The following is an 18,263-nucleotide window of genomic DNA, read 5'->3' as shown; positions in this document are numbered from 1 at the left end:
GGGTCCGTGGCGATGTGCGCCAGGGACCAACGGATACATCATGTATCCGATACGTGATGTATGCAAAGTGACCCCGGGCACCCGGGAGCCCCGCACGCCCCCGCACACGCCAAAAGGCCCGGTCCGGCGGTGCGTACCGCCGGACCGGGCCTCCGTGGGAGCGTCAGTGGTTGCCGACACCGTTCCCGGACAGGACCGGGATGTCGTCCAGGATGTGCGACAGCGGCTCGTCACCCTTGGCCTGGGTGGAGTTCTCCGTGCACTGCTGGTTCTGCGGCGAGGACAGGACGTTGATGTCCTGGACCGCGATCGGCACGGCGCCGATGAGCGAGCCGACGTTCGCCTTGATCGGCAGACCGATGCAGGGCTTGTTCAGCGTGCCCTGGATCAGACCGGCCTGGGGGCTCATGTCGCCCTTGGTCACGGCGTTGCCGAACGAGCTGTCCGCGCCGTTGCCGCTGAAGGAGGTCGTACCACCGTCATCGGCGATGGCCAGCGCCGGCGACGCCATGGCGGCCGTCGCACCGATGAGGGAGGCGGCTACAGCAGCGGTTGCCCACAGCTTCTTCATGGTGAATGCCTTTCCGGAAAGTCGGTTTCTCAGTGGTTGCCGGCGCCGTTGCCGGACAGGATCGGGATGTCGTCGAGGATGTGCGACAGCGCCTCGTCACCCTTCGCCTGCGTCGAGTTCTCGACACACTGCTGGTTCTGCGGGGAGGACAGCACGTTGACGTCCTGGACGGCGACCGTGATGAGACCGATCAGCGAACCGACGTTGGCCTTGAGCGGAAGTCCGACACAGGGCTTGTTCAGCGACCCCTGGACCAGACCGAGCTGGGGGCTCAGGTCGCCCTTGGTCACCGCGTTGCCGAAGGACTGCTCGGCGCCGTTGCCGCTGAAGGAGGTCGTACCACCGTCATCGGCGATGGCCAGCGCCGGCGACGCCATGGCGGCCGTCGCACCGACGAGGGAGGCGGCTACAGCAGCGGTTGCCCACAGCTTCTTCATTTAAATGCCTTTCCGGAAAGTCGGACTCCACCGGTGGAATCCATTGTGTTCAACTACTTACGGGGGGATTAGTTTCTGCGGTTCCCCCTAATGGAGTACCGCACCGGCAGATAAAAAGGCCGGACCGTCGCGGAGAACAGCAACAGCCCGGCCTTGACGGCCGATTCCTCAGTTGTTCGCGACGCCGTTCCCGGACAGGATCGGGATGTCGTCGAGGATGTGCGACAGCGGCTCGTCACCCTTCGCCTGCGTCGAGTTCTCGACACACTGCTGGTTCTGCGGCGAGGACAGGATGTTGAGGTCCTGGACCGAGATCGGCACCAGGCCCAGGAGCGAACCGACGTTCGCCTTGGCGGGCAGGGCGATGCAGGGCTTGTTGAGCGAGCCCTGGATGAGCGCCATCTGCGGGCTCATGTTGCCGTAGGTCGCCGAGTTGCCGTACCACTGGTCCGCGCCGTTGCCGCTGAACGACGTGGTGCCGCCGTCGTTGGCGATGGCGAGTGCCGGGGCCGCGGCGGCGGCGGAGACGCCGACGACGGAGGCGGCGACAGCCGCGCCGGCCATAACCTTCTTGATCACGATGAGTCCCCTTCTGAAGGATGCCCCAAAATCCCCGGGGCCCCCTGTGCAACTCCACACCACCGGTTTGGTTCTGGCCCTTCACTCCAATGGCCTATTACCGGCGATCTACCACTCGGAGGGCGGACAAGCCGATCGGGTGAAGCAGGAGGGCCGAGGAGAACCAAAACACCGCCACCCGGTTGTTCAGGTCGCTCCACATGCATTTCTTGAGAAAAGGAAACAGACCGTGATCAAGAAGATTATGGCCGGCGCGGCCATGGCCGTCTCCGTCGTCGGCGTCTCCGCCGCCGCCGCAGCTCCGGCACTCGCCATCGCCGATGACGGCGGCACCACGTCGTTCAGCGGGAACGGCGCCAAGGAGACCTTCGGCAACGCGGTGACCAAGGGCGACCAGAGCCCTCAGTTGGAGCTGGTCCAGGGGTCGCTGAACAAGCTGTGCGTCGGCGCCCCGATCAAGGCCAACGTCGGCTCGCTCGTCGGCCTGCTCGTGCCCGTCGCCGTCCAGGACGTCAACGTCCTGTCCTCCCCGCAGAACCAGCAGTGCGCGGAGAACTCCACCCAGGCCAAGGGCGACGAGCCGCTGTCGCACCTGCTGGAGGACATCCCGGTGCTCTCGGGCAACGGTGTCGGCAACGGCTGACCCGACCGCTCGGCGCGCGATGGGCGGGCCGTACGGGGCAATGGCGCCCCGTACGGCCCGTTCGGCGTTTCGGCACTTCGGTGTCTGTTCTTCCGCGTCCGTTCTTCCGCGTCTGTTTCTTCCGCGCAGAAACGAAAATCCTCAAGGGCGCAATCGGGTGAAACAACAATGCCGTAAATCAGGACAGTTTCCTCGGAACGGCCCTCTCGTTGGAGTTCCAGCAGCGGAGTGAGAGCCGGTAGTCGACGGCTCACGCCCGCACGACGGTCGTGCGGACGTGTTCGCCGCTGCGGAAAGGGCTCAACATGAAGTGCAAGAAGGCCGCAACGGTCGTCGCGGGTCTGCTCCTCGCCATGGGTGCCGCGGCCCCCGCCATGGCCGACGCGGGCGCCGAGGGCATCGCCGTCGGTTCCCCGGGTGTCCTCTCGGGCAACGTCGTCCAGATTCCCGTTCACATCCCCGTGAACGTCTGCGGCAACAGCATCGACGTCATCGGGATCCTGAACCCCGCTTTCGGCAACGTCTGTATCAACAAGTGACGTTGTGACCTCGTGAGGTCCCGGGGGCGTCCCGCGGGACACCCCCTTCCGGTCCCGGAGCGCGTTCGGTCGCGCTCCGGGACCGGTCCCGGTGGGGCACCGAACCCACCCGCGACAACAGCCCGCCGGTCCACCGGCAGGAGGAGAGAAACAGAGTGCGAGACCTCATCGGCAAAGGACTGCTCACGGCCGCCGCGGCGTCGAGTGTGCTGTCCCTGAGCGGCGGTTACGCCCAGGCCGCCGACGCGAGCGGCGCGGCCGTCGGATCGCCGGGGCTGCTGTCCGGCAACAACGTCCAGGCGCCGCTGGACGTCCCGGTCAACGTCTGCGGCAACAGCGTCGATGTCGTCGGGCTCCTGAACCCCGCCTTCGGCAACTCCTGCGCCAACGTGTCGGCCCCGCCGAAGCACCACACGGCACCCCCGCACGCGCCTCAGCACCCCGCGGCGCCCCAGCACCACGCGCCCCAGCAGCACGGCGCTCCCGCCCCGCACGGCGCTCCCGCCCAGCCGCACCTGGCGCCCGGAGCCCCGCACCAGGCGGTCACCGGCTCCGGCAGCGAGGCCAGCAGCATCGCCAAGGGGTCGCCCGGCGTGCTCGGGGGCAACAGCGTCGAGGCGCCGGTCGACATCCCCGTGAACGTCTGCGGCGACTCCGTCGACCTGGTGGGCCTCCTCAACCCGGCCTTCGGCAACTCCTGCGTCAACGGCACGCCCCCGGAGCGGCCCACCGCCCCCGAACTCCCCGACGCCCCCGAAGAGGTGCCCGAGGAGATCACGCCGCCGGAGGACCGCTCCGTACTCCCGCCGTCCCCCGCCGCACCCCCGCACCACGTGCCGCACACCGAGGTCACCTCGCGGGCGATCACGCCCGCCGTCCTGCCCGTCGCCGCGAACCCCGCCGCCGATGAGCAGCTCGCGGCCACCGGTGGCGACCCCCGCCTCCTCAGCGCCGCCGCGTCGAGCGCCGGGCTGATCCTCGGCGGCGCGCTCCTGTACCGGCGCTCCCGCGTCGCGGCCCGCGTCTGACCACCGCCCCGTCACCCCGTCGGCGTGGGGCTGACGGGGCGACGGGCCGAGGTCACCTCACGGGGATCCGGTCCTGGCGGACCTGCCGCCGCACCTGCCGCTGACGCACCTTCGCGAGCGGTCCGCCCCGGGCGCCGACCCTGCGCCGTACCCCGGCCACCAGCCGCTCCGCGGTGTACGACGCCCCGTACACGAAGCGCATCGACGGGCCGAACGACGGCGCGCTCAGCAGGCCCGCCAGGAACAGTCCCGGGTACGAGGACTCGAAGGCGGCGCTCGCCTCCGGCGCCCTGCTCGGGCCCACGGTCCGCAGGCCCTCGGCGAGCGGTCCCTCCAGCAGGCCGAGCCGGTCGAGCCCCGGGGTGAAGCCGGTGGCGGCGATGACATGGTCGGTCTCCACCGTCTCCGTCCGTCCCGTGGTGGCGAACAGCTCCAGCCGTACGCGCCCGCCCGCCGGGGCCGCCGTCACCACGCTCTCGCCGAGCCGCACCTCCACCCGCGCCGCCGTCTCGAAGCGCTCGCGCAGCCACCACGCGCCGGCCGGGCCGAGCGCCGAGGTGAAGATCCGGGCGCGGGTCGCCTCGGGGAAGCGGCGGAAGACGCCGGGGGTCTCCGCGTACAGCCAGTTCTTCCAGCCGCACCCGAGCCCGGTGTGCGGGGCGCGGGCCGCCGTGGCGGCTGGGCGGTCCAGGGGCGGCGGCAGGGTGTTCCAGTTCAGCCGCTGGGATCGGGCCACCAGCCGTACGGACGTGCCCTGTTCGGCGAGGAGCGCGGCGGTCTCCAGCGCCGCCTGCCCCGCCCCGATGACCGTCACGTCGCCGCCGGCGAAGCGGGTCAGATCGGCGTGGTGGCTGCTGTGGGTCACCTGCGCGCGGTCCAGACCGAGCAGCGGCGCGGGGATGTCGATGAACGGCATCACCCCGACGGCGAGCGCCACCGTACGGGCCAGGAGCTGCTCACCGTCCTCGGCGGTCAGCCGGAACCCGCCGGGGCACGCCTGTACGGAGGTGATGGTCCGTTCGTCCACCGGCGGGACCGCGCGCTCGGCGAACCACAGTCCGTACGAGGCGAAGAGACCGACCGGCAGCGGAACGCCGTGCCGGGCCTCCCTGCCCCGGGTGGCGGCGTACGCGGCGAGGCCGTAGGCGCCGTCCGGGTCGGAGAGGTTGGACGCCCACGGTTCGGACTTCAGGAACATCCCCGGCGGCATGTGCTCCCGCCATGAGGCCATCGGCCTGCCGAACACCCGCAGGTCGAGCCCGGCCGCGGCGGCGTGCGCGGCGATGGAGAGTCCGTAGGGGCCTGCGCCCACAACTACCAGGTCGTGCATGGTGTTTCCCGCTCTCTGTGCGTGTCGGTCGGTCAGGGGGTGGGAGGTCATCGGGTACGGCGTGATGCGGGGGTCCTGGATCGGTCGGTGGGGCCGGAGTGGTCCGGGCCGCTCCACCGCTGCCGTGCGGGCGGGGTGCGCGGCGGCCGTCCGGCCTCGCCCGTACGCCGGTACGGCAGGGCGCGGCGCAGCAGCCGCCCGCCGCGCCGTACGAGATGCAACGCCCAGGCGAGGGCCATCGCGCAGGCGGGCAGCGGATCGTCCAGCGCCCACCACGCCGTCTCCGTGGAACGGGAGGGGGAACGGGAAGAGGAAGGGGAAGGGAAGCGGAAGCGGAAGCGGGGCAGCTTTCTGGACGCCCCGGCGTGGGAGAGGAGCGACAGCAGCGCGTAGTTCTCCACGACGAACGCGCGCCCGTGCACCGCCTCCTGCACCGGAAGGCCGCGCCCGGTCAGGTCGAGGTGGAGCGCGCGGACCACGTCCGTGCCCGAGCGGTCGGTGAAGAGCCGGAACTGCGCGCCGGGCCGGGGGTTGAAGTCGAGCAGGTGGTACGCGCCGGTCGCGGCCTCGCGGCGGAAGTCGAGGTCGAGGATCCCCCGGTAGCCGAGCGCGGCGACCAGTTCGCCCGCCAGCCGCTCCACGGCCGGGTTGGGCAGCCACCGGCCGACCGCGGTCAGCCCCGCCCCCACCGGCCAGGCCCGGTCCTTGCGCCCGGCCGCACCGAGCAGCCGGGTGCGGCCGGCCTCGGGGGCGCGCGCGCTGTACCCGTGGAAGAACCAGTCGCGGTCGGGGCCGTGCGGCAGGAATTCCTGGAGCAGCAGCCTGCTGCCCGCCTCGTCGCTGCGCCCGTACAGCGCGCGGGCCTCCTGCGAGGAGCGGACGACGCGGGTGCTGCGCAGCCCGGACCCCTCGGGCAGCAGCCAGGGCCTGCTCCACTTCGCGACCACGGGCAGCCCCAGCGACCAGGCCGCCGCGGCGGCCTCCGCGGCTCCGTCCGGGATGACCGTGCGCGGATGGGGCAGGCCCAGCTCCTGGCAGATTCCGGCCAGCTCCGCCTTGTCGGCGACGCGCTCGGGCAGCCCTGACGGCTGTTCAGGCAGGAGGTAACGGCCCGCCAGCTCCGGCTGGAGCCGGCCCACGGCGATCGCGCTCAGGTCGTCCATCGCGATGAGGACGGCCGGGGCCGGGAGCCGGTCGGCGATGGAGAGGAGCAGCCGCCGCACCGCCGACAGCGCCGGGTCCCGCGCCGGGTCGTGCGTCGGATCCGCCGTCAGATCCACTGCGTGACCGGGCCGTAGATGGGCCTGGCGCAGATAGCGGGAGCGCCCGACGGGGCTGTGCGCGCCCTCGACCACCGCGTGCACCTCGATGCCGGCGCGGCCGAGGGAGCGTACGGCGCCCAGCGTGCCGTGGTGGAACGGGTTCCGGTCGAGCCGTACGAGGACGGCCGGGACGCGGGTGTCAAAGCTCGGCACGGTGGTGCCCTTCATTTCGATACCCCATGCGAGGGATGAAATTCACGAACGGACTACTGGAACACCAGGTCGGGTTCCCGACCGGCTTATTAGAAATACTTTGTGATCAACGTGACCACGGCCCGCGGACACGGAAGCGCGTGCGATCACAAGGAGCGGACATGACCCGTCGACGACGTCGAAGGATGACGACCACATGCCTGGGTGTGGTCTCGGCCGGACTTCTCGCCTCCGGTGCCGTGCTGCCCGTTCCGAGAATCTCCTCGGATTCCGGTGACGCGGAAAGACAGAAGCCGCCCGCGGCCCCGTCGCCCGCGCTGGGCGCGTATCTCGACTACGGGCCGGACGGGGTACGGCGCATCGCGGCCATGGAGAAATGGCTCGGCGGCCGGGAATTGCGCGTGGGCCACACCTATCTCCCCGGCGACATGTGGTCCAACATCGAGGGCAGCCCGGATTTCCTGGAGAGCTGGGCCGAGTGGCGCAAGGCGCGCGACGACCGGCTCTTCGTCCTCAATGTGCCCATGCTGGAGCGGAACGAGGACCACGTGCCGGACAGCCTGGTCCGCCGTGAGCTGCGCAGAGGCGCCGCGGGCCAGTACGACGGCCATTTCAGGGCGCTGGCGCGGCGGCTCGTCGCCCTCGGGGTGCCCGACACGGTGGTCGTGCTCGGCTGGGAGATGAACGGAACCACGTACACCCATCGTTGCGGTCCTGACCCGGAGGCGTGGAAGGCTTACTGGAACCGTATCGTCACCGCGATGCGCGAGGTGCCAGGACAGAAATTCCGTTTCGATTTCGCCCCGAACCGGGGACGGGACGCCATTCCCTGGACGGAGTGTTATCCGGGCGACGCCACCGTGGACATCGTCGGCATGGATTCGTACGACCAGCCGCCGGGGCGGACGTTCGACGAACAGGTCAGTGAGCCTTACGGACTCCAGCAGCATGTGGACTTCGCCGCCGCGCATGGAAAGGTTGTCTCCTATCCGGAGTGGGGCCTCTTCCGCAATGGGGACAACCCTGTGTACATGCGGCGCATGCTCCAGTGGATCGACACGTACAAGCCGCTGTACAACACCATCACGGATTACTGCCCCCACGGTGTCTGGCAGTGCAACCGGAATCCCAGGTCGTCGAGGGTGTTCCGTTCGATGCTGTACGGACACGACCCGCAGCCCGTACCGACCCCGACGCCGCCCGCTCCCCCCGCACCGCCCGCTGCACCCACTCCGCCCACGGTTCCGGCACCGGAGCCCCCGATCACCGCGCCCGTGGAGCCCCCGCCCGTCCCGCGCCCGACCCCGGAGCCTCCGCGGAGCTGCCGCCCGCTGAACCTCGGTACCTGGCTGGAGAGCTGGCTGGGCGGCAAGATCTGTATCCGTCTCGACTGGTGGGGGAGCCGGCGCACCTGAGGTCGATTCCCCGGCACGGACGGCGGCGGCGAGGTCATCCCTGGTCGCCGCCTCGCCGTGCCCGCAGCCGCGGGCGCGCCCGCTTCACCAGCTCGGCCGCCCGGCCGCGCCCCGCCGCCCGCGCGACCGCGAGGTGCAGGGACGGCGCCAGCGCGGACCTCGCCAGCAGCAGCCGCTGGTTGGTGACGGTCTCGGGGCGCCAGTGGTGCTTGTACGGCTCGTCGCCGCGCAGCATGCTCAGCGTGGTCCGGCCGCTGGCGCTGATCCACCCCGCGCCGCCGCGCAGCAGCATCGTGGCGACGTCCGCCTTCCTGGCGCGCAGCGCGGGGTCGGCGCCGTACAGATAGCCGCCCGCGAGGTGACCCGACATCAGGGTGACGTCGACGGCCACCACCGCGCCCGCGAGCGTGAACTCGGTGACCCGCGCGTCGCCCGACTCGGCCATGGCGCGCACGGCCCGGGTGAGGTGTTCCGCGAAGCGCCCGCTGAGGTGTTCGGCAGTGACGCCGCGGCCCTGCCACTGGAGGCGGTGCAGCGCCAGCAGCCGTTCGACGGCGGCCGGGATCTCCGCGCGCTCCACCACCCGCTCGTCGATGCCGAGCGCGTCCAGCCTGCGCAGTTTGGCGCGGGCGCGCTGGGCGCGCGCGGCGGGCAGTCTGGTGAGCAGTCCGTCCATGGGGACGGCAGGCAGTTCGAGGCAGACGGAGTCCGCCAGCCGGCGGCGCGGCCCGCGCCAGCAGTCGTAGAGGCGGTCGGCCGCGGCCCCCGGCCGTACCTCGCGCAGGTCGATCACCGCCGTGCGGGCCAGGTCCGCGAGGGCCTTGGCGAGCGCGGGCGCGGCGGTGTCGGCGTGCTCGTCGTCGAGCAGGACGTCGGAGAAATCGGTGATGGAGCCACCGAGGTGGACGAGGACGGGCAGCGGGCGGTGCGCGAGCATCAGCGCGACCGCCGCGACCGGCTCCCCGTCCCGGCGTACGAGGACGACACGCAACCGGCCACGACCGCCCCGCCCGCCACGTGCGCCGCCCGGGCCGCAGCCCTGACCGTACGACAGCCACCAGGAGTGCAGCCACGCATGGCTCTGGAAGGGGGTGGCCGTACGGCAGCGGTCGTACAGGGCGCGCCACTCCGGGGCGATTTCGGCGAAGCGGCCGGCGTCCCGGCACACCTCCGTGGTGAACACCGCCCCGGACCGGGAGGCGTTGAGCAGCGCCGATACGGGGACGTAGGAGGCGGCGGTCCGCGTGCCGGGGCCGGGGGCCATCAGACCGTTTCCGGCTGCTGCGGGGAGCCGGCCGCCGAGCCGGTCGCGGGTCCTGGCACGGACGCCCCGGCGGTGTGCGCGGGGCCCTCCTGCCGGCGCTTCGGCCGGACCAGCAGGGCGAGGCCGCCGAGCAGCCCGCCCGCGCAGCCGCCGACCAGCGCGGCCAGCGGAGCGGTGGGCGTGACCGGGCTCGTGGGCCGTACGGCCCGGGAGAACGGGAGGACGCGTACGTGCGTACTGGACTGCATCTGCGAGCCGTTGACGACGAGTGAGCGCGCGACGCCGTCCGCCATGTTCACGGCGGTCGCCGCGCTGGACGAGGTCGCCGTCACCGAGATCATCGGCGCGTCGGGCGAGGTCGCCGTCTGGACGTCCTTCTTGAGGGTCCGGGCGGGCACCCCGGCCCAGACCGCCGCGTCCCCGACCACCGCGACCTGCGAGGCGACCCGCCCGTACGCCGTCGCGAAGCCGAGCGCGGCGGCCGGGTCGGACCTCTCGGTCGGTACGACGACGACATAGCTGGTCGCCGCGTACTCGGGGGTACGGAGCGCCCCGTACGCACCGCCCGCCACCGCCCCGGCCAGCACGGCGGCCGGCACGATCCAGCGGACCGGCAGCGCCCTCGGGCGCATCCGCCGGGCCAGCCGGGACGGCAGCGTCCGCCACGCCGGGGGCGTGGTGCGGCGCTCGGGCTCCGGGCGCCGGCCGCGCGAAGTACCGCAGCGCAGGGGACGCCGGTTCGGTTGCTGGGGCGCCTGCTGGGTCATGAGCTGCTCGCTTCTCGGGTGGGGGGCTGGCGGCGGAGGGCGCCCTCGTAGACGGCCATCAACTGCTCGGCGCTGCGGGCGATGTCGTAGTGGTGCACGGCGGGCGGTACGGGCCGCCGGTGCGGGCCCAGGGCACGCAGCCGGCGCAGCTCCTCGGCGAGACCGGGGACGGAGCCGCTGACCCGGCGCGCGCCCGGCGCGGCCTCCGGCGGCAGGTCCTGGAGCGCCGGGCAGGTCACGTGGAGCACCGGCAGCCCGGCGGCGAGTGCCTCCACCACGGCGAGCCCGAACGCCTCGTCGTGGGAGGTGGAGACGAAGACGTCCATGGCGGCGAGCAGCGAGGGCAGGTCCCCCGGATGCGGGACGGGCGGCGGGTCCTCGCAGGCGCCGGGCAGCAGCACCCGGTCGGCCATCCTGCGCTCCTGGGCGAGCCGCAGCAGCCGGGCACGCTCCGGGCCCTCGCCGACCAACAGGAGCCGGGCTCCGGACAGTTCACCGACGGCGCGCACCAGGCGGTCGTACCGCTTGCCGGGGGCGAGCCGCCCGACGCCGCCCACCACGAACGCGTCCTCGGCCAGGCCCAGCCCCTCGCGGGCGGCGCGGCGCGCCTTCTCGTCGAAGGCGAAGCGCCCGGACTCGATGCCGTTGGGGACGACGTGGATACGGTCGCGGCGCACCCCCCAGCGCTCCAGCCGGCGCGCGACGGTGGTGGAGACGGCCACGGTCGCGGTGCCGAGCCGCTCCCCGGTGAGATAGAGGGCGCGGGCGCCGGGGGTCAGCGGCCGGCCCTCGATCTGGACGGCGCCGAGGGAGTGTTCGGTGGCGAGGATGGTCCGTACCCCGGCCATGCGGGCCGCGATCCTGCCGTACAGGCAGGCGCGGTAGAGGTGGGTGTGGACGAGGTCGTACCCGCCCCGCTTGACGAGGCGTGTCAGCCGGGGCAGGGCGGCGAGATCGCGGTTCCCGGCCATGTCGAGGTGGGCGACGCGTACGCCGTCGGCGACGATGCCCTCGGCGACCGGGCCCGGGTCCGTGAGGGTGACGACCTCGTTGTGGGTGGGCAACTGACGCAGCATCAGCCGCAGTTGCTGCTCGGCACCGCCGATACCGAGGCCGGTGATGACATGCAGGACTTTCACGGGGTGGCCGCCGGGACAGCCGCTGAGGTGGCTGCCGGGACAGCCGCTGAGGTGGCCGCCGGGGTGGCGCGGCACGCGGCGGAGCGGGCGTACTCCGCGAAGGCGGCGGACGGCACGGGTTCGCGCCTGCGGTGGTGCAGCCGCCACTTGAGGCGCAGCCTGAGGCCGGTGTCCCGCTCCCCCACATGGATACGGGGCAGCGCGAACAGCCCGGTCAGCGGCCCCGGGTCGATGGCGCAGGCGTACCCGTACCCGGCGGCGCGCACGGCGGCGATGGCACGGATGCCGACCGTGCCGTACGGGTAGCAGAAGCCGCCGACCTCGGTGCCGGTGAGCTCGCGCAGCAACTCCCTGCTGCGGCCGGTCTCGGCGGCGAGCGTGGCGTCGTCGACCGTGTCGAGGTCGACGTGGAGCAGCCCGTGGGAGCCGATCTCCATCCCGGCCGCGGCGGCCTCCCGTACGCCGTCCTCGGTGAGCAGCGGCTTGCGGGGGCCGGGGCTGTCCCACTCGTTGGTGCCGCCGGGGCGCCCCGGCAGGACGAAGACGGTCGCGGTGCACCCGTACTTCCGGAGCAGCGGGACGGCGTTCGCCACGAAGTCGGTGTAGCCGTCGTCGAAGGTGAGCCCGACGAGCCCGGCGCCGCGCCCCTCGGCGCGGGCGCGCAGCAGTTCGGCCATGGAGACACCGGTCAGGCCACGGCGGCGCAGCCAGCGGAGCTGTTGTTCGAGCCGGCCGGGGGAGACCGTCACCTGGTAGGGGTCGTCGGTGGGGTCGGCGACCGAGTGGTACATGACGGCCCACAGGGGGCCGCCGGACCTCGGGTCGGCCACGTCGGTCAGGTCGGCCTTGTCAGCGGGCATCGGCGAGCTTTCGTGAGAAGGGACGGGCGAGGGAGCGGAGGACGGAGTCGGTCTCGGGCGCCTTCAGGGCGCGCGCGACGACGAGGAACACCACGGTCACCACCAGCCCGGCGGCGAGGGTGGCGAGGGCCGGGGAGGGCACGAGCGCGGCACAGAGCCAGCCGGAGCCGGTGGCCGCCGCGGCGGCGGCGCCGAGCTTGGCCAGACCGCCGGTCATGTGGCGGGTCCTGACGGGCACGCTGTGGCGGCGGAGGGCGCCCAGCATGAGGACGGCGGTGAGGGTGATGCCGAGGGCGTTGGCGGCGGCGATGCCGCGCACGCCCCAGACGCCGACCAGCAGGGCGCCCGCGCCGCCGGTGAGCGCGAGCCCCGCGGTCATGGCGAGCGCGGGGAACCAGAGCGGGCGCGCGGCGGAGAAGTAGCAGCGTACGAGCGCCCCGACGAGGGTGTGGCCGAGCAGGCCGAGCGCGTACACCCGCATCACGGCGGCGGTCGCCGCGGTGTCCGCCGCGTGGAACTCGCCGCGCTGGAAGAGCACTTCGATGATCTGCGGGGCGCAGGAGATGACGGTGGCGGCCCCGATCAGCACGATGATCCCGGCGAGCGCGAGATCCCGTTCGACGCGCCGCCTGGCCCGGTCGGTCTCGCCCGCCGCCATGGCGCGGGCGACCACCGGGAAGGTGACGGTGCAGAGCATCAGGGAGAGGGTCATCGGGATCTGCGCGACCTTCTGCGCGTAGTTGAGGTGCGAGATGGCCCCGGCGGGCAGCGGCGCGGCGAGGAACCTCTCGACGAGGACCTGCGACTGGCGGCTGAGCGCGAACGCGATGACGGGGACGAGCAGTCCGAGGACGACGGGCGAGGTGAGCGGCGCGGTCGCCGTGACCGTCGCCGTCGTCGCCGTGGCAGTCGCGGGTACGGGTACGGGGACAGGCGGGCCGGTGAGGACGGTGGGGGGCGTCTCGGTGGCGGGCGGGGGCTCGTGACCGCTCGTGGGCCGCCGCTCCGTCAGCCTGTTCCACAGGGCCGGGAGCTGGATCAGCACCATGAACACACCGCCGACGGCGACCCCGGCCCCGGCCGCGCGCACCCCCGTCTCCGCGCCGGCCAGCAGCATCGTCGAGATGATGCCGACGTTGGAGGCGACGTAGATCGCGGCGGGCGCCACGAAGCTGCCGTGCGCGCGCAGCGCCGCGCTGCAGTAGCCCGCCACCCCGTAGGTGAAGATCGAGGTGGCGGTCAGCCGGGTGCAGTCGACGGCCAGCCGGGGTTCGGGCAGACCGGGCGCGAGGACGGCGACCGCCCAGGGCGCGAGGGCGACCAGCAGGGCCGCGCACGCGCTGAGGGCGAGGAAGAGCCGGGGCAGGGTGGCGCGGGTGAGCTGCCGTACGGGGTCGAGGTCCGAGGCACAGTCGCGCGCCCGGTCCTGCGGCGGCCGGGCGGCCCGGCGGGCGAGCGCGAGGCTGAACGCGGGGACGAGGATCAGCGCCATGGCGTCCTCGATGAGGAGCGTGGCGGCGACCTCGGGCACGGTCCAGGCGACGAGGAAGGCGTCGGTGTCGGGGCCCGCGCCGTAGAGGTGGGCGATGGTCTGGTCGCGGAGCAGGCCGAGGAGCGATCCGGCGGCGGTCAGCGCGGCGGTCACGAACGCGGCCCGCGCCAGGAACCGCCCGGAGGCGGAGGCGCGCCCGCCGGACTCCTCCGCGGAGTCGGGGGTGACGGCCGAGGGGTCGGGGGTGACGGTGCCGGTGGTGCCAGGACGGTCCGCGCCCGGACCGGCCGCGCCCGGACCGGCCGTGCCGGGGGCCGGGACGCCGGGTCCCGCCTCCGCGACCGGGGGCACGGAGGGCGGCGGGACGGCCGGGAGGGAGTGCGTCGTATCGCTCACGCCGGGCCGGCCCCTCTGCCGGCCGCGACCCCGCCGTACGCCCTGGCCTCGTACGCCGGGGCCTCGTATCCCGCCGCCCCGCCGTACGCCGTCGCGTGCCGCCGGCCCAGCGCCCACCAGGCCGCCAGGCCGAGCATCACCGCCGTCAGGACGGTCGACGGGCCGCCGATGTCCGCGTAACCGAAGTCCACCAACTGCCAGACCAGCAGCCCCGTGACGACGAGCCCGCACTCCGTCCCCGTACCGGAGCGGCGCGCCCCGCGCAGTCCGCGCACCGCGCACACCAGGAGCCCCGCCCAACTGGCCGTGAAGGCGACGATGCCGAGCAGCCCCTGTTCGCTCAGGACGAGGAGGTACATGTTGTGCGGCGACAGCAGCGGCTGGCGCTGGAACCCCGCCCCCGCGCCCGAGGTGTCGCTGGCCGCGGAGAGCGCGAGGGAGGCGTGGTGGTCGCGGTAGGCGGGGAAGCCCTTCAGCCCCACGCCGGTGACGGGCCGCTCGCGCCACATGTCGGTGGCCGCCGCCCACATGGTGTACCGGTCGGTGACGGACTGGTCGGGCGCGTCGGCGACCCGGGCGATCGAGTCGACCCTCTCGGTGATCATCTGCGAGCCGATGCCAAGCCCGCCGACGAGGACGACCCCGAGCGCCCCTGCGGTGAGTGCCACGACGAGCGCCCTGCGGACGCCCGAGAGCGCGAGTTGCAGCGCGAGCGCCACGGCGGTGGCGATCCAGGCGCCACGGCTGAAGGAGAGCAGCAGCGGTACGCAGAGCAGTCCGGCGCAGCAGAGCGCGAGCGCCCGCTGTCCGGGCGGCGCCCCCGCGCCGCCGCCCAGGGCGTAGCCGACGGAGATGATCAGCCCGTACGCGACGACGGTGGCCATCCCCATCACATCGGTGGCCCCGAAGGTGCCGACCGCGCGGATGTCCGCGCCCTGGTACGAGGCGCCGGTGCCGGTCAGGAACTGCGTGACCCCGATCGCCCCCTGCGCCAGCGCGAGGACGACCACCGACCCGGCGACCAGCCGGAAGTCGCGGCGGTCGCGGATGAGGAGCAGCAGGGCCGCCGGTACGAGCACGAAGATCTGGAGGTAGCGCGCCAGGCCCGGCAGGGTGGCCGCGGGGTCGTCGGCGGTGAGCGAGGCGACGCTCACGCCGAGCACCGGGAGTCCCAGGACGAGTGCGGCGGTACAGGTCAACGGGCGGGCCCGGGATCGCAGTACGCGCAGCAGACAGTGCAGGACGAGCACGGCGGAGGCGGCGTCGGCCACGCTCCCCGACCCGGCGGAGCCGTCACCGGCCGGCGGCGCGGGCACGGCGAGCAGCGCGACGACGGCCACGGCGGGCAGCAGCGGCGCCGCCCGGCGCAGCGCGTCGGACCATGCGGGCGGATGGGGCCGTACGCGGGGTGCTTCGACGGCGCCGGTGGCCATCAGCTTCCCGCCGGGCGGAGGAGGGAGAGGGCGGTGCGCACCAGGATGCACACGTCCTGCCAGAGCGACCAGTGGTCGATGTAGTGGTTGTCGAAGCGGGAGCGCTCCTCGATGGAGGTGTCCCCGCGCAGCCCGTGGACCTGGGCGAGACCGGTGATACCGACGGGCATCCGGTGGCGGCCCGCGTAACCGGGGTGGATCTTGCTGAAGTCGGCGACGAAGAAGGGGCGTTCGGGACGGGGGCCGACCAGGCTCATGTCACCGCGGAGCACGTTCCAGAGCTGGGGCAGCTCGTCCATCGACGTACGGCGCAGCACACTGCCGACGGGGCTCATGCGCAGGTCGCCCGCGATGTTCCAGCGGGTGGCGGACTCGTGGTCGTCGGAGGGGCGCAGGGTACGGAACTTCAGCAGGGTGAAGGTGCGGCCGTACTGGCCGACGCGCTCCTGCCGGAACAGCGCACCGCGGCCGTCGCAGACCCGGATCGCGAGCGCGCAGACCGCCAGTACCGGGGAGAGCGCCAGCAGGGCGGGTACCGCGATCAGCAGGTCCAGCAGCCGTTTGGCCAGGGCGCCGCTCCGGTGCGCGTGCGCGGTGGGCGGCTCGACGCGGCGGCGGCCGAAGCCCCAGAGGTGATGCTCCATGAGGGCGGGCGGGGCTGCCGCGCCCCAGGGGCCGGCGCCGACGAAGGAGGTGGCGCAGCCGTACTCGTGGAAGAGCGGGACGAGCCCGGCGCGGCCGGTCCACCCGCCGGGGTCGCCGTGGCCGCCCCCCGCGTCGATGAACAGGGCTTCCTGGACGCCGTTCTGGATAACGGCGCGGTGGATCTCCTCGGTGGTGGTCAGCACGGGCAGGGCGGGGACATCCGTACCACTGGCGTGGGGAGGCCCGTCCTGGTGGCCGTCCCCCCGGGCGGGGGCGGGGGCCGCGATCCCGACGGGGCGCAGTCCGTACTCCGGGTGCTGGGCGAGCAGCGAGGCCAGCCGGCGCGCGGCCGTCCCCGAACCGACGACGAGGGCGGACCGCAGCCGGCCGCGGGCGAGCGCGCGGCGGTACGTGTGCAGCAGCGAGCGGCCCGTACCGCACACGGCGAGCTGGACGGCGACGCCACCGGCCAGGGCCGCGAAGCCCAGGGCGTGGGCGGGCAGGAGCGCGGCGAGTACCGCCGCGGCGCCGCACCAGGCGACCGCGATCCTGGCGGCCAACGCGGGAAGCTGGTCGAGCCCGGAGACGACGGTTCCGGGACGGTAGAGCCCGGCGAGCGCGTTGAGCCCGGTCACGCAGACGAGGAGCTGGACCACCAGGAGGGTGGTGCGCTGCTCGTCGCCCAGTACGGCGGTGGAGAGCAGCGCCGCGAGCCCGTCCACCGCGAGGAGCGGCAGGCCGAAGCGGAGCGCGTCGTGGACCGGGGTACGGCGGGGCGGCACCGCGACGCGGTCGGTGGCGTCCCGGGGCGGGGCGAGGGGGACCCGCCCGCCGAGGGCCTGCTGGCCCAGGGCCTGCTGGCCCAGGCCGGGCAGGGTCGACTTGGCCAGGGAGAGCCGCGTCGTCGGCTGTCCCTGGTTCCGCTCCCCGTGCTGCGGTGCGGTGCGCGCCCGGCCGGGCGGCGGCGGAACACTGGTGCTTTCCGTGGTCACTGGGGAATCGGCTCCCTGCGCTCGGGGCGCGGCACGGCGGCGACTTCGCGGTACACGTCTGCGATGGCCAGCGCGGTCTGCCGCACGTCGTAGGTGCTGAGTACGTGCTGATGGCCCTGGCGGCCGATGGCCTCGCGCAGCGGCCCGTCGTGGAGCAGGGCGCTGACGGCCGCCGCCAGAGCGGGCGGGTCCTCGGGTGGGGTGAGACAGAACCGCTCGCGCCCCGGTGGCAGGCTCTCGCGCGCGCCGTCCACATCGCTGAGGACGACGGTCCTGCCGCTCGCCATGGCCTCCAGCGGCGCCACGGCCATGCCTTCCCAGCGGGACGGCAGAACCACCAGGTCGGCCGCCCGGTACCAGGGCGCGGTGTCCGGTACGGCGCCCGCGAAGAGCACGGACGGCGGGGCGGCTGCGCGCAGCGCGTCGGCATCGGGCCCGTCACCGACGAGCACCAGCCTGGCCTGCGGAATCCGGCGTACGACTGGCTGCCAGGCCCGGAGCAGGATGTCCTGGCCCTTCTGGCGGCAGAGGCGGCCGACGCACACGACGACGGGGGCGGTGGCCGGCACTCCGGCGAGCAGCGGCAGGGCGGCCCGCGCGGCGCCGGTACCGGTACCGGCCTGGGTCTCGGGTCCGGGCTCGGGTCCGGGTCCGGGTCCGGCCCGGTTCACCGTGTGGTCCCCGGGGGTGAAACGGCCGGTGTCCACGCCGTTGCGGACGACGGACCAGGTGGCGTCGATGCCCGCGCGTTCACCGGTGCGCCGCTCCGCCTCGCTGACGCAGACGACCCGGTCGGTCCAGCGGACCGCCCACCGTTCCCAGCGCCTGGCGAGCCGTCCGGTCACCCCGTCGACCGCTTCGAAGGACCAGGCGTGCGGCTGGAAGACGGTCGGGACACGGCCCCTGACGGCCAGTCGGCCGGCGAGTCCGGCCTTGGCGCTGTGGGCGTGGAGCAGATCGGGGCGTACCCGGCGGACCAGCCGGGCGGCCTGCCGTACCTCACGCAGGAGTCCGGGCCCCGGCGCGCGGGTGGCGTGCCACGCGTGGATCTCGGCGCCGCGCCGCGCCGCCGCCCCGGCGAGCGGTCCCTCCGGGGGACAGCCGACGACGACCCGGAACCCGGCGGCCACCTGCGCGGCGACGAGATCCAGCACCACCTGGGCCACACCGCCGTCGACGGGCTGGACGAGATGGAGCGCGGTGAAGCCGGTCCCGGGCCGGTGCCGTTGTGGCTGCACGCGCAACTCTTTCCACTCGT

Annotated in this window: 17 protein-coding genes; 4 read left to right on the top strand and 13 right to left on the bottom strand. The window is 73.5% G+C overall.

Translation table 11 applies throughout. The annotated features are described in order from the left end of the window. Nucleotides 1-163: 163 nt before the first annotated feature. The 3 genes from ACIBJC_RS14000 to ACIBJC_RS13990 all read right to left on the bottom strand — a co-directional run bounded on the left by ACIBJC_RS14000 (nucleotide 164) and on the right by ACIBJC_RS13990 (nucleotide 1,587). Nucleotides 164-571: a rodlin gene (locus ACIBJC_RS14000; RefSeq protein ID WP_399291826.1), complete on the bottom strand. Its 408-nt coding sequence runs from the start codon at nucleotides 569-571 to the stop codon at nucleotides 164-166. A 29-nt stretch (nucleotides 572-600) separates the two neighbouring features. Then, the gene (locus tag ACIBJC_RS13995) at nucleotides 601-1,008 is read right to left on the bottom strand and encodes a rodlin (protein WP_399291824.1); all 408 of its coding nucleotides are present in this window, start codon (nucleotides 1,006-1,008) and stop codon (nucleotides 601-603) included. Between the two features lie 168 nt (nucleotides 1,009-1,176). After that, nucleotides 1,177-1,587, bottom strand: coding sequence for a rodlin (locus ACIBJC_RS13990; RefSeq protein ID WP_399291822.1), 411 nt, complete (start codon nucleotides 1,585-1,587; stop codon nucleotides 1,177-1,179). A gap of 232 nt (nucleotides 1,588-1,819) precedes the next feature. Here ACIBJC_RS13990 and ACIBJC_RS13985 point away from each other — a divergent pair, with 232 nt between their 5' ends. The 3 genes from ACIBJC_RS13985 to ACIBJC_RS13975 all read left to right on the top strand — a co-directional run bounded on the left by ACIBJC_RS13985 (nucleotide 1,820) and on the right by ACIBJC_RS13975 (nucleotide 3,797). Next, nucleotides 1,820-2,230: a rodlin gene (locus ACIBJC_RS13985; RefSeq protein WP_399292332.1), complete on the top strand. Its 411-nt coding sequence runs from the start codon at nucleotides 1,820-1,822 to the stop codon at nucleotides 2,228-2,230. A 305-nt stretch (nucleotides 2,231-2,535) separates the two neighbouring features. Continuing rightward, the gene (locus tag ACIBJC_RS13980; RefSeq protein ID WP_399291820.1) at nucleotides 2,536-2,769 is read left to right on the top strand and encodes a chaplin; all 234 of its coding nucleotides are present in this window, start codon (nucleotides 2,536-2,538) and stop codon (nucleotides 2,767-2,769) included. 155 nt (nucleotides 2,770-2,924) lie between these two features. Continuing rightward, complete coding sequence (locus ACIBJC_RS13975) at nucleotides 2,925-3,797, top strand: chaplin (RefSeq protein ID WP_399291818.1); 873 nt, start codon at nucleotides 2,925-2,927, stop codon at nucleotides 3,795-3,797. A gap of 52 nt (nucleotides 3,798-3,849) precedes the next feature. Here the strand turns inward: ACIBJC_RS13975 and ACIBJC_RS13970 are convergent, their stop codons facing one another. Further along, nucleotides 3,850-5,127: an FAD-dependent oxidoreductase gene (locus ACIBJC_RS13970; protein ID WP_399291817.1), complete on the bottom strand. Its 1,278-nt coding sequence runs from the start codon at nucleotides 5,125-5,127 to the stop codon at nucleotides 3,850-3,852. A 47-nt stretch (nucleotides 5,128-5,174) separates the two neighbouring features. After that, the gene (locus tag ACIBJC_RS13965) at nucleotides 5,175-6,617 is read right to left on the bottom strand and encodes an ATP-grasp domain-containing protein (RefSeq protein WP_399291815.1); all 1,443 of its coding nucleotides are present in this window, start codon (nucleotides 6,615-6,617) and stop codon (nucleotides 5,175-5,177) included. Nucleotides 6,618-6,787: 170 nt separating this feature from the next. Here ACIBJC_RS13965 and ACIBJC_RS13960 point away from each other — a divergent pair, with 170 nt between their 5' ends. Continuing rightward, nucleotides 6,788-8,017: a glycoside hydrolase family 26 protein gene (locus tag ACIBJC_RS13960; RefSeq protein ID WP_399291813.1), complete on the top strand. Its 1,230-nt coding sequence runs from the start codon at nucleotides 6,788-6,790 to the stop codon at nucleotides 8,015-8,017. Between the two features lie 34 nt (nucleotides 8,018-8,051). Here ACIBJC_RS13960 and ACIBJC_RS13955 read toward each other — a convergent pair whose 3' ends face one another. The 8 genes from ACIBJC_RS13955 to ACIBJC_RS13920 form a co-directional block, all read right to left on the bottom strand. Further along, nucleotides 8,052-9,281: a GNAT family N-acetyltransferase gene (locus ACIBJC_RS13955; RefSeq protein ID WP_399291811.1), complete on the bottom strand. Its 1,230-nt coding sequence runs from the start codon at nucleotides 9,279-9,281 to the stop codon at nucleotides 8,052-8,054. Then, a complete protein-coding gene (locus tag ACIBJC_RS13950; protein ID WP_399292331.1) occupies nucleotides 9,281-9,913 on the bottom strand; it encodes a lipopolysaccharide biosynthesis protein in 633 nt (210 codons plus the stop codon). The genes ACIBJC_RS13955 and ACIBJC_RS13950 overlap by 1 nt, the downstream gene beginning before the upstream one ends. 131 nt (nucleotides 9,914-10,044) lie before the next feature. Further along, complete coding sequence (locus tag ACIBJC_RS13945) at nucleotides 10,045-11,187, bottom strand: glycosyltransferase (RefSeq protein WP_399291809.1); 1,143 nt, start codon at nucleotides 11,185-11,187, stop codon at nucleotides 10,045-10,047. Continuing rightward, nucleotides 11,184-12,047 (bottom strand): polysaccharide deacetylase family protein, encoded by an 864-nt coding sequence (locus ACIBJC_RS13940; protein ID WP_399291808.1) that lies wholly within the window; start codon nucleotides 12,045-12,047, stop codon nucleotides 11,184-11,186. The genes ACIBJC_RS13945 and ACIBJC_RS13940 overlap by 4 nt, the downstream gene beginning before the upstream one ends. After that, nucleotides 12,037-13,935 (bottom strand): lipid II flippase MurJ, encoded by a 1,899-nt coding sequence (locus ACIBJC_RS13935; protein ID WP_399291806.1) that lies wholly within the window; start codon nucleotides 13,933-13,935, stop codon nucleotides 12,037-12,039. The genes ACIBJC_RS13940 and ACIBJC_RS13935 overlap by 11 nt, the downstream gene beginning before the upstream one ends. Beyond that, nucleotides 13,932-15,368 carry an O-antigen ligase family protein gene (locus tag ACIBJC_RS13930; RefSeq protein ID WP_399291805.1) on the bottom strand — a complete coding sequence of 479 codons (1,437 nt, stop codon included), beginning with the start codon at nucleotides 15,366-15,368 and terminating at the stop codon, nucleotides 13,932-13,934. The genes ACIBJC_RS13935 and ACIBJC_RS13930 overlap by 4 nt, the downstream gene beginning before the upstream one ends. Beyond that, complete coding sequence (locus ACIBJC_RS13925) at nucleotides 15,368-17,005, bottom strand: sugar transferase (RefSeq protein ID WP_399291803.1); 1,638 nt, start codon at nucleotides 17,003-17,005, stop codon at nucleotides 15,368-15,370. Before ACIBJC_RS13925 ends, ACIBJC_RS13930 begins: the two co-directional genes overlap by 1 nt. Beyond that, nucleotides 17,002-18,243, bottom strand: coding sequence for a glycosyltransferase (locus tag ACIBJC_RS13920; protein ID WP_399291801.1), 1,242 nt, complete (start codon nucleotides 18,241-18,243; stop codon nucleotides 17,002-17,004). Before ACIBJC_RS13920 ends, ACIBJC_RS13925 begins: the two co-directional genes overlap by 4 nt. Nucleotides 18,244-18,263 lie beyond the last annotated feature (20 nt).

It is taken from the genome of Streptomyces sp. NPDC050509 (genome assembly GCF_044457965.1).
Lineage (GTDB): Bacteria > Actinomycetota > Actinomycetes > Streptomycetales > Streptomycetaceae > Streptomyces.
The sequence above is the reverse complement of the archived record's forward strand: the minus strand, read 5'-3'. Positions and strand labels throughout refer to the sequence as shown.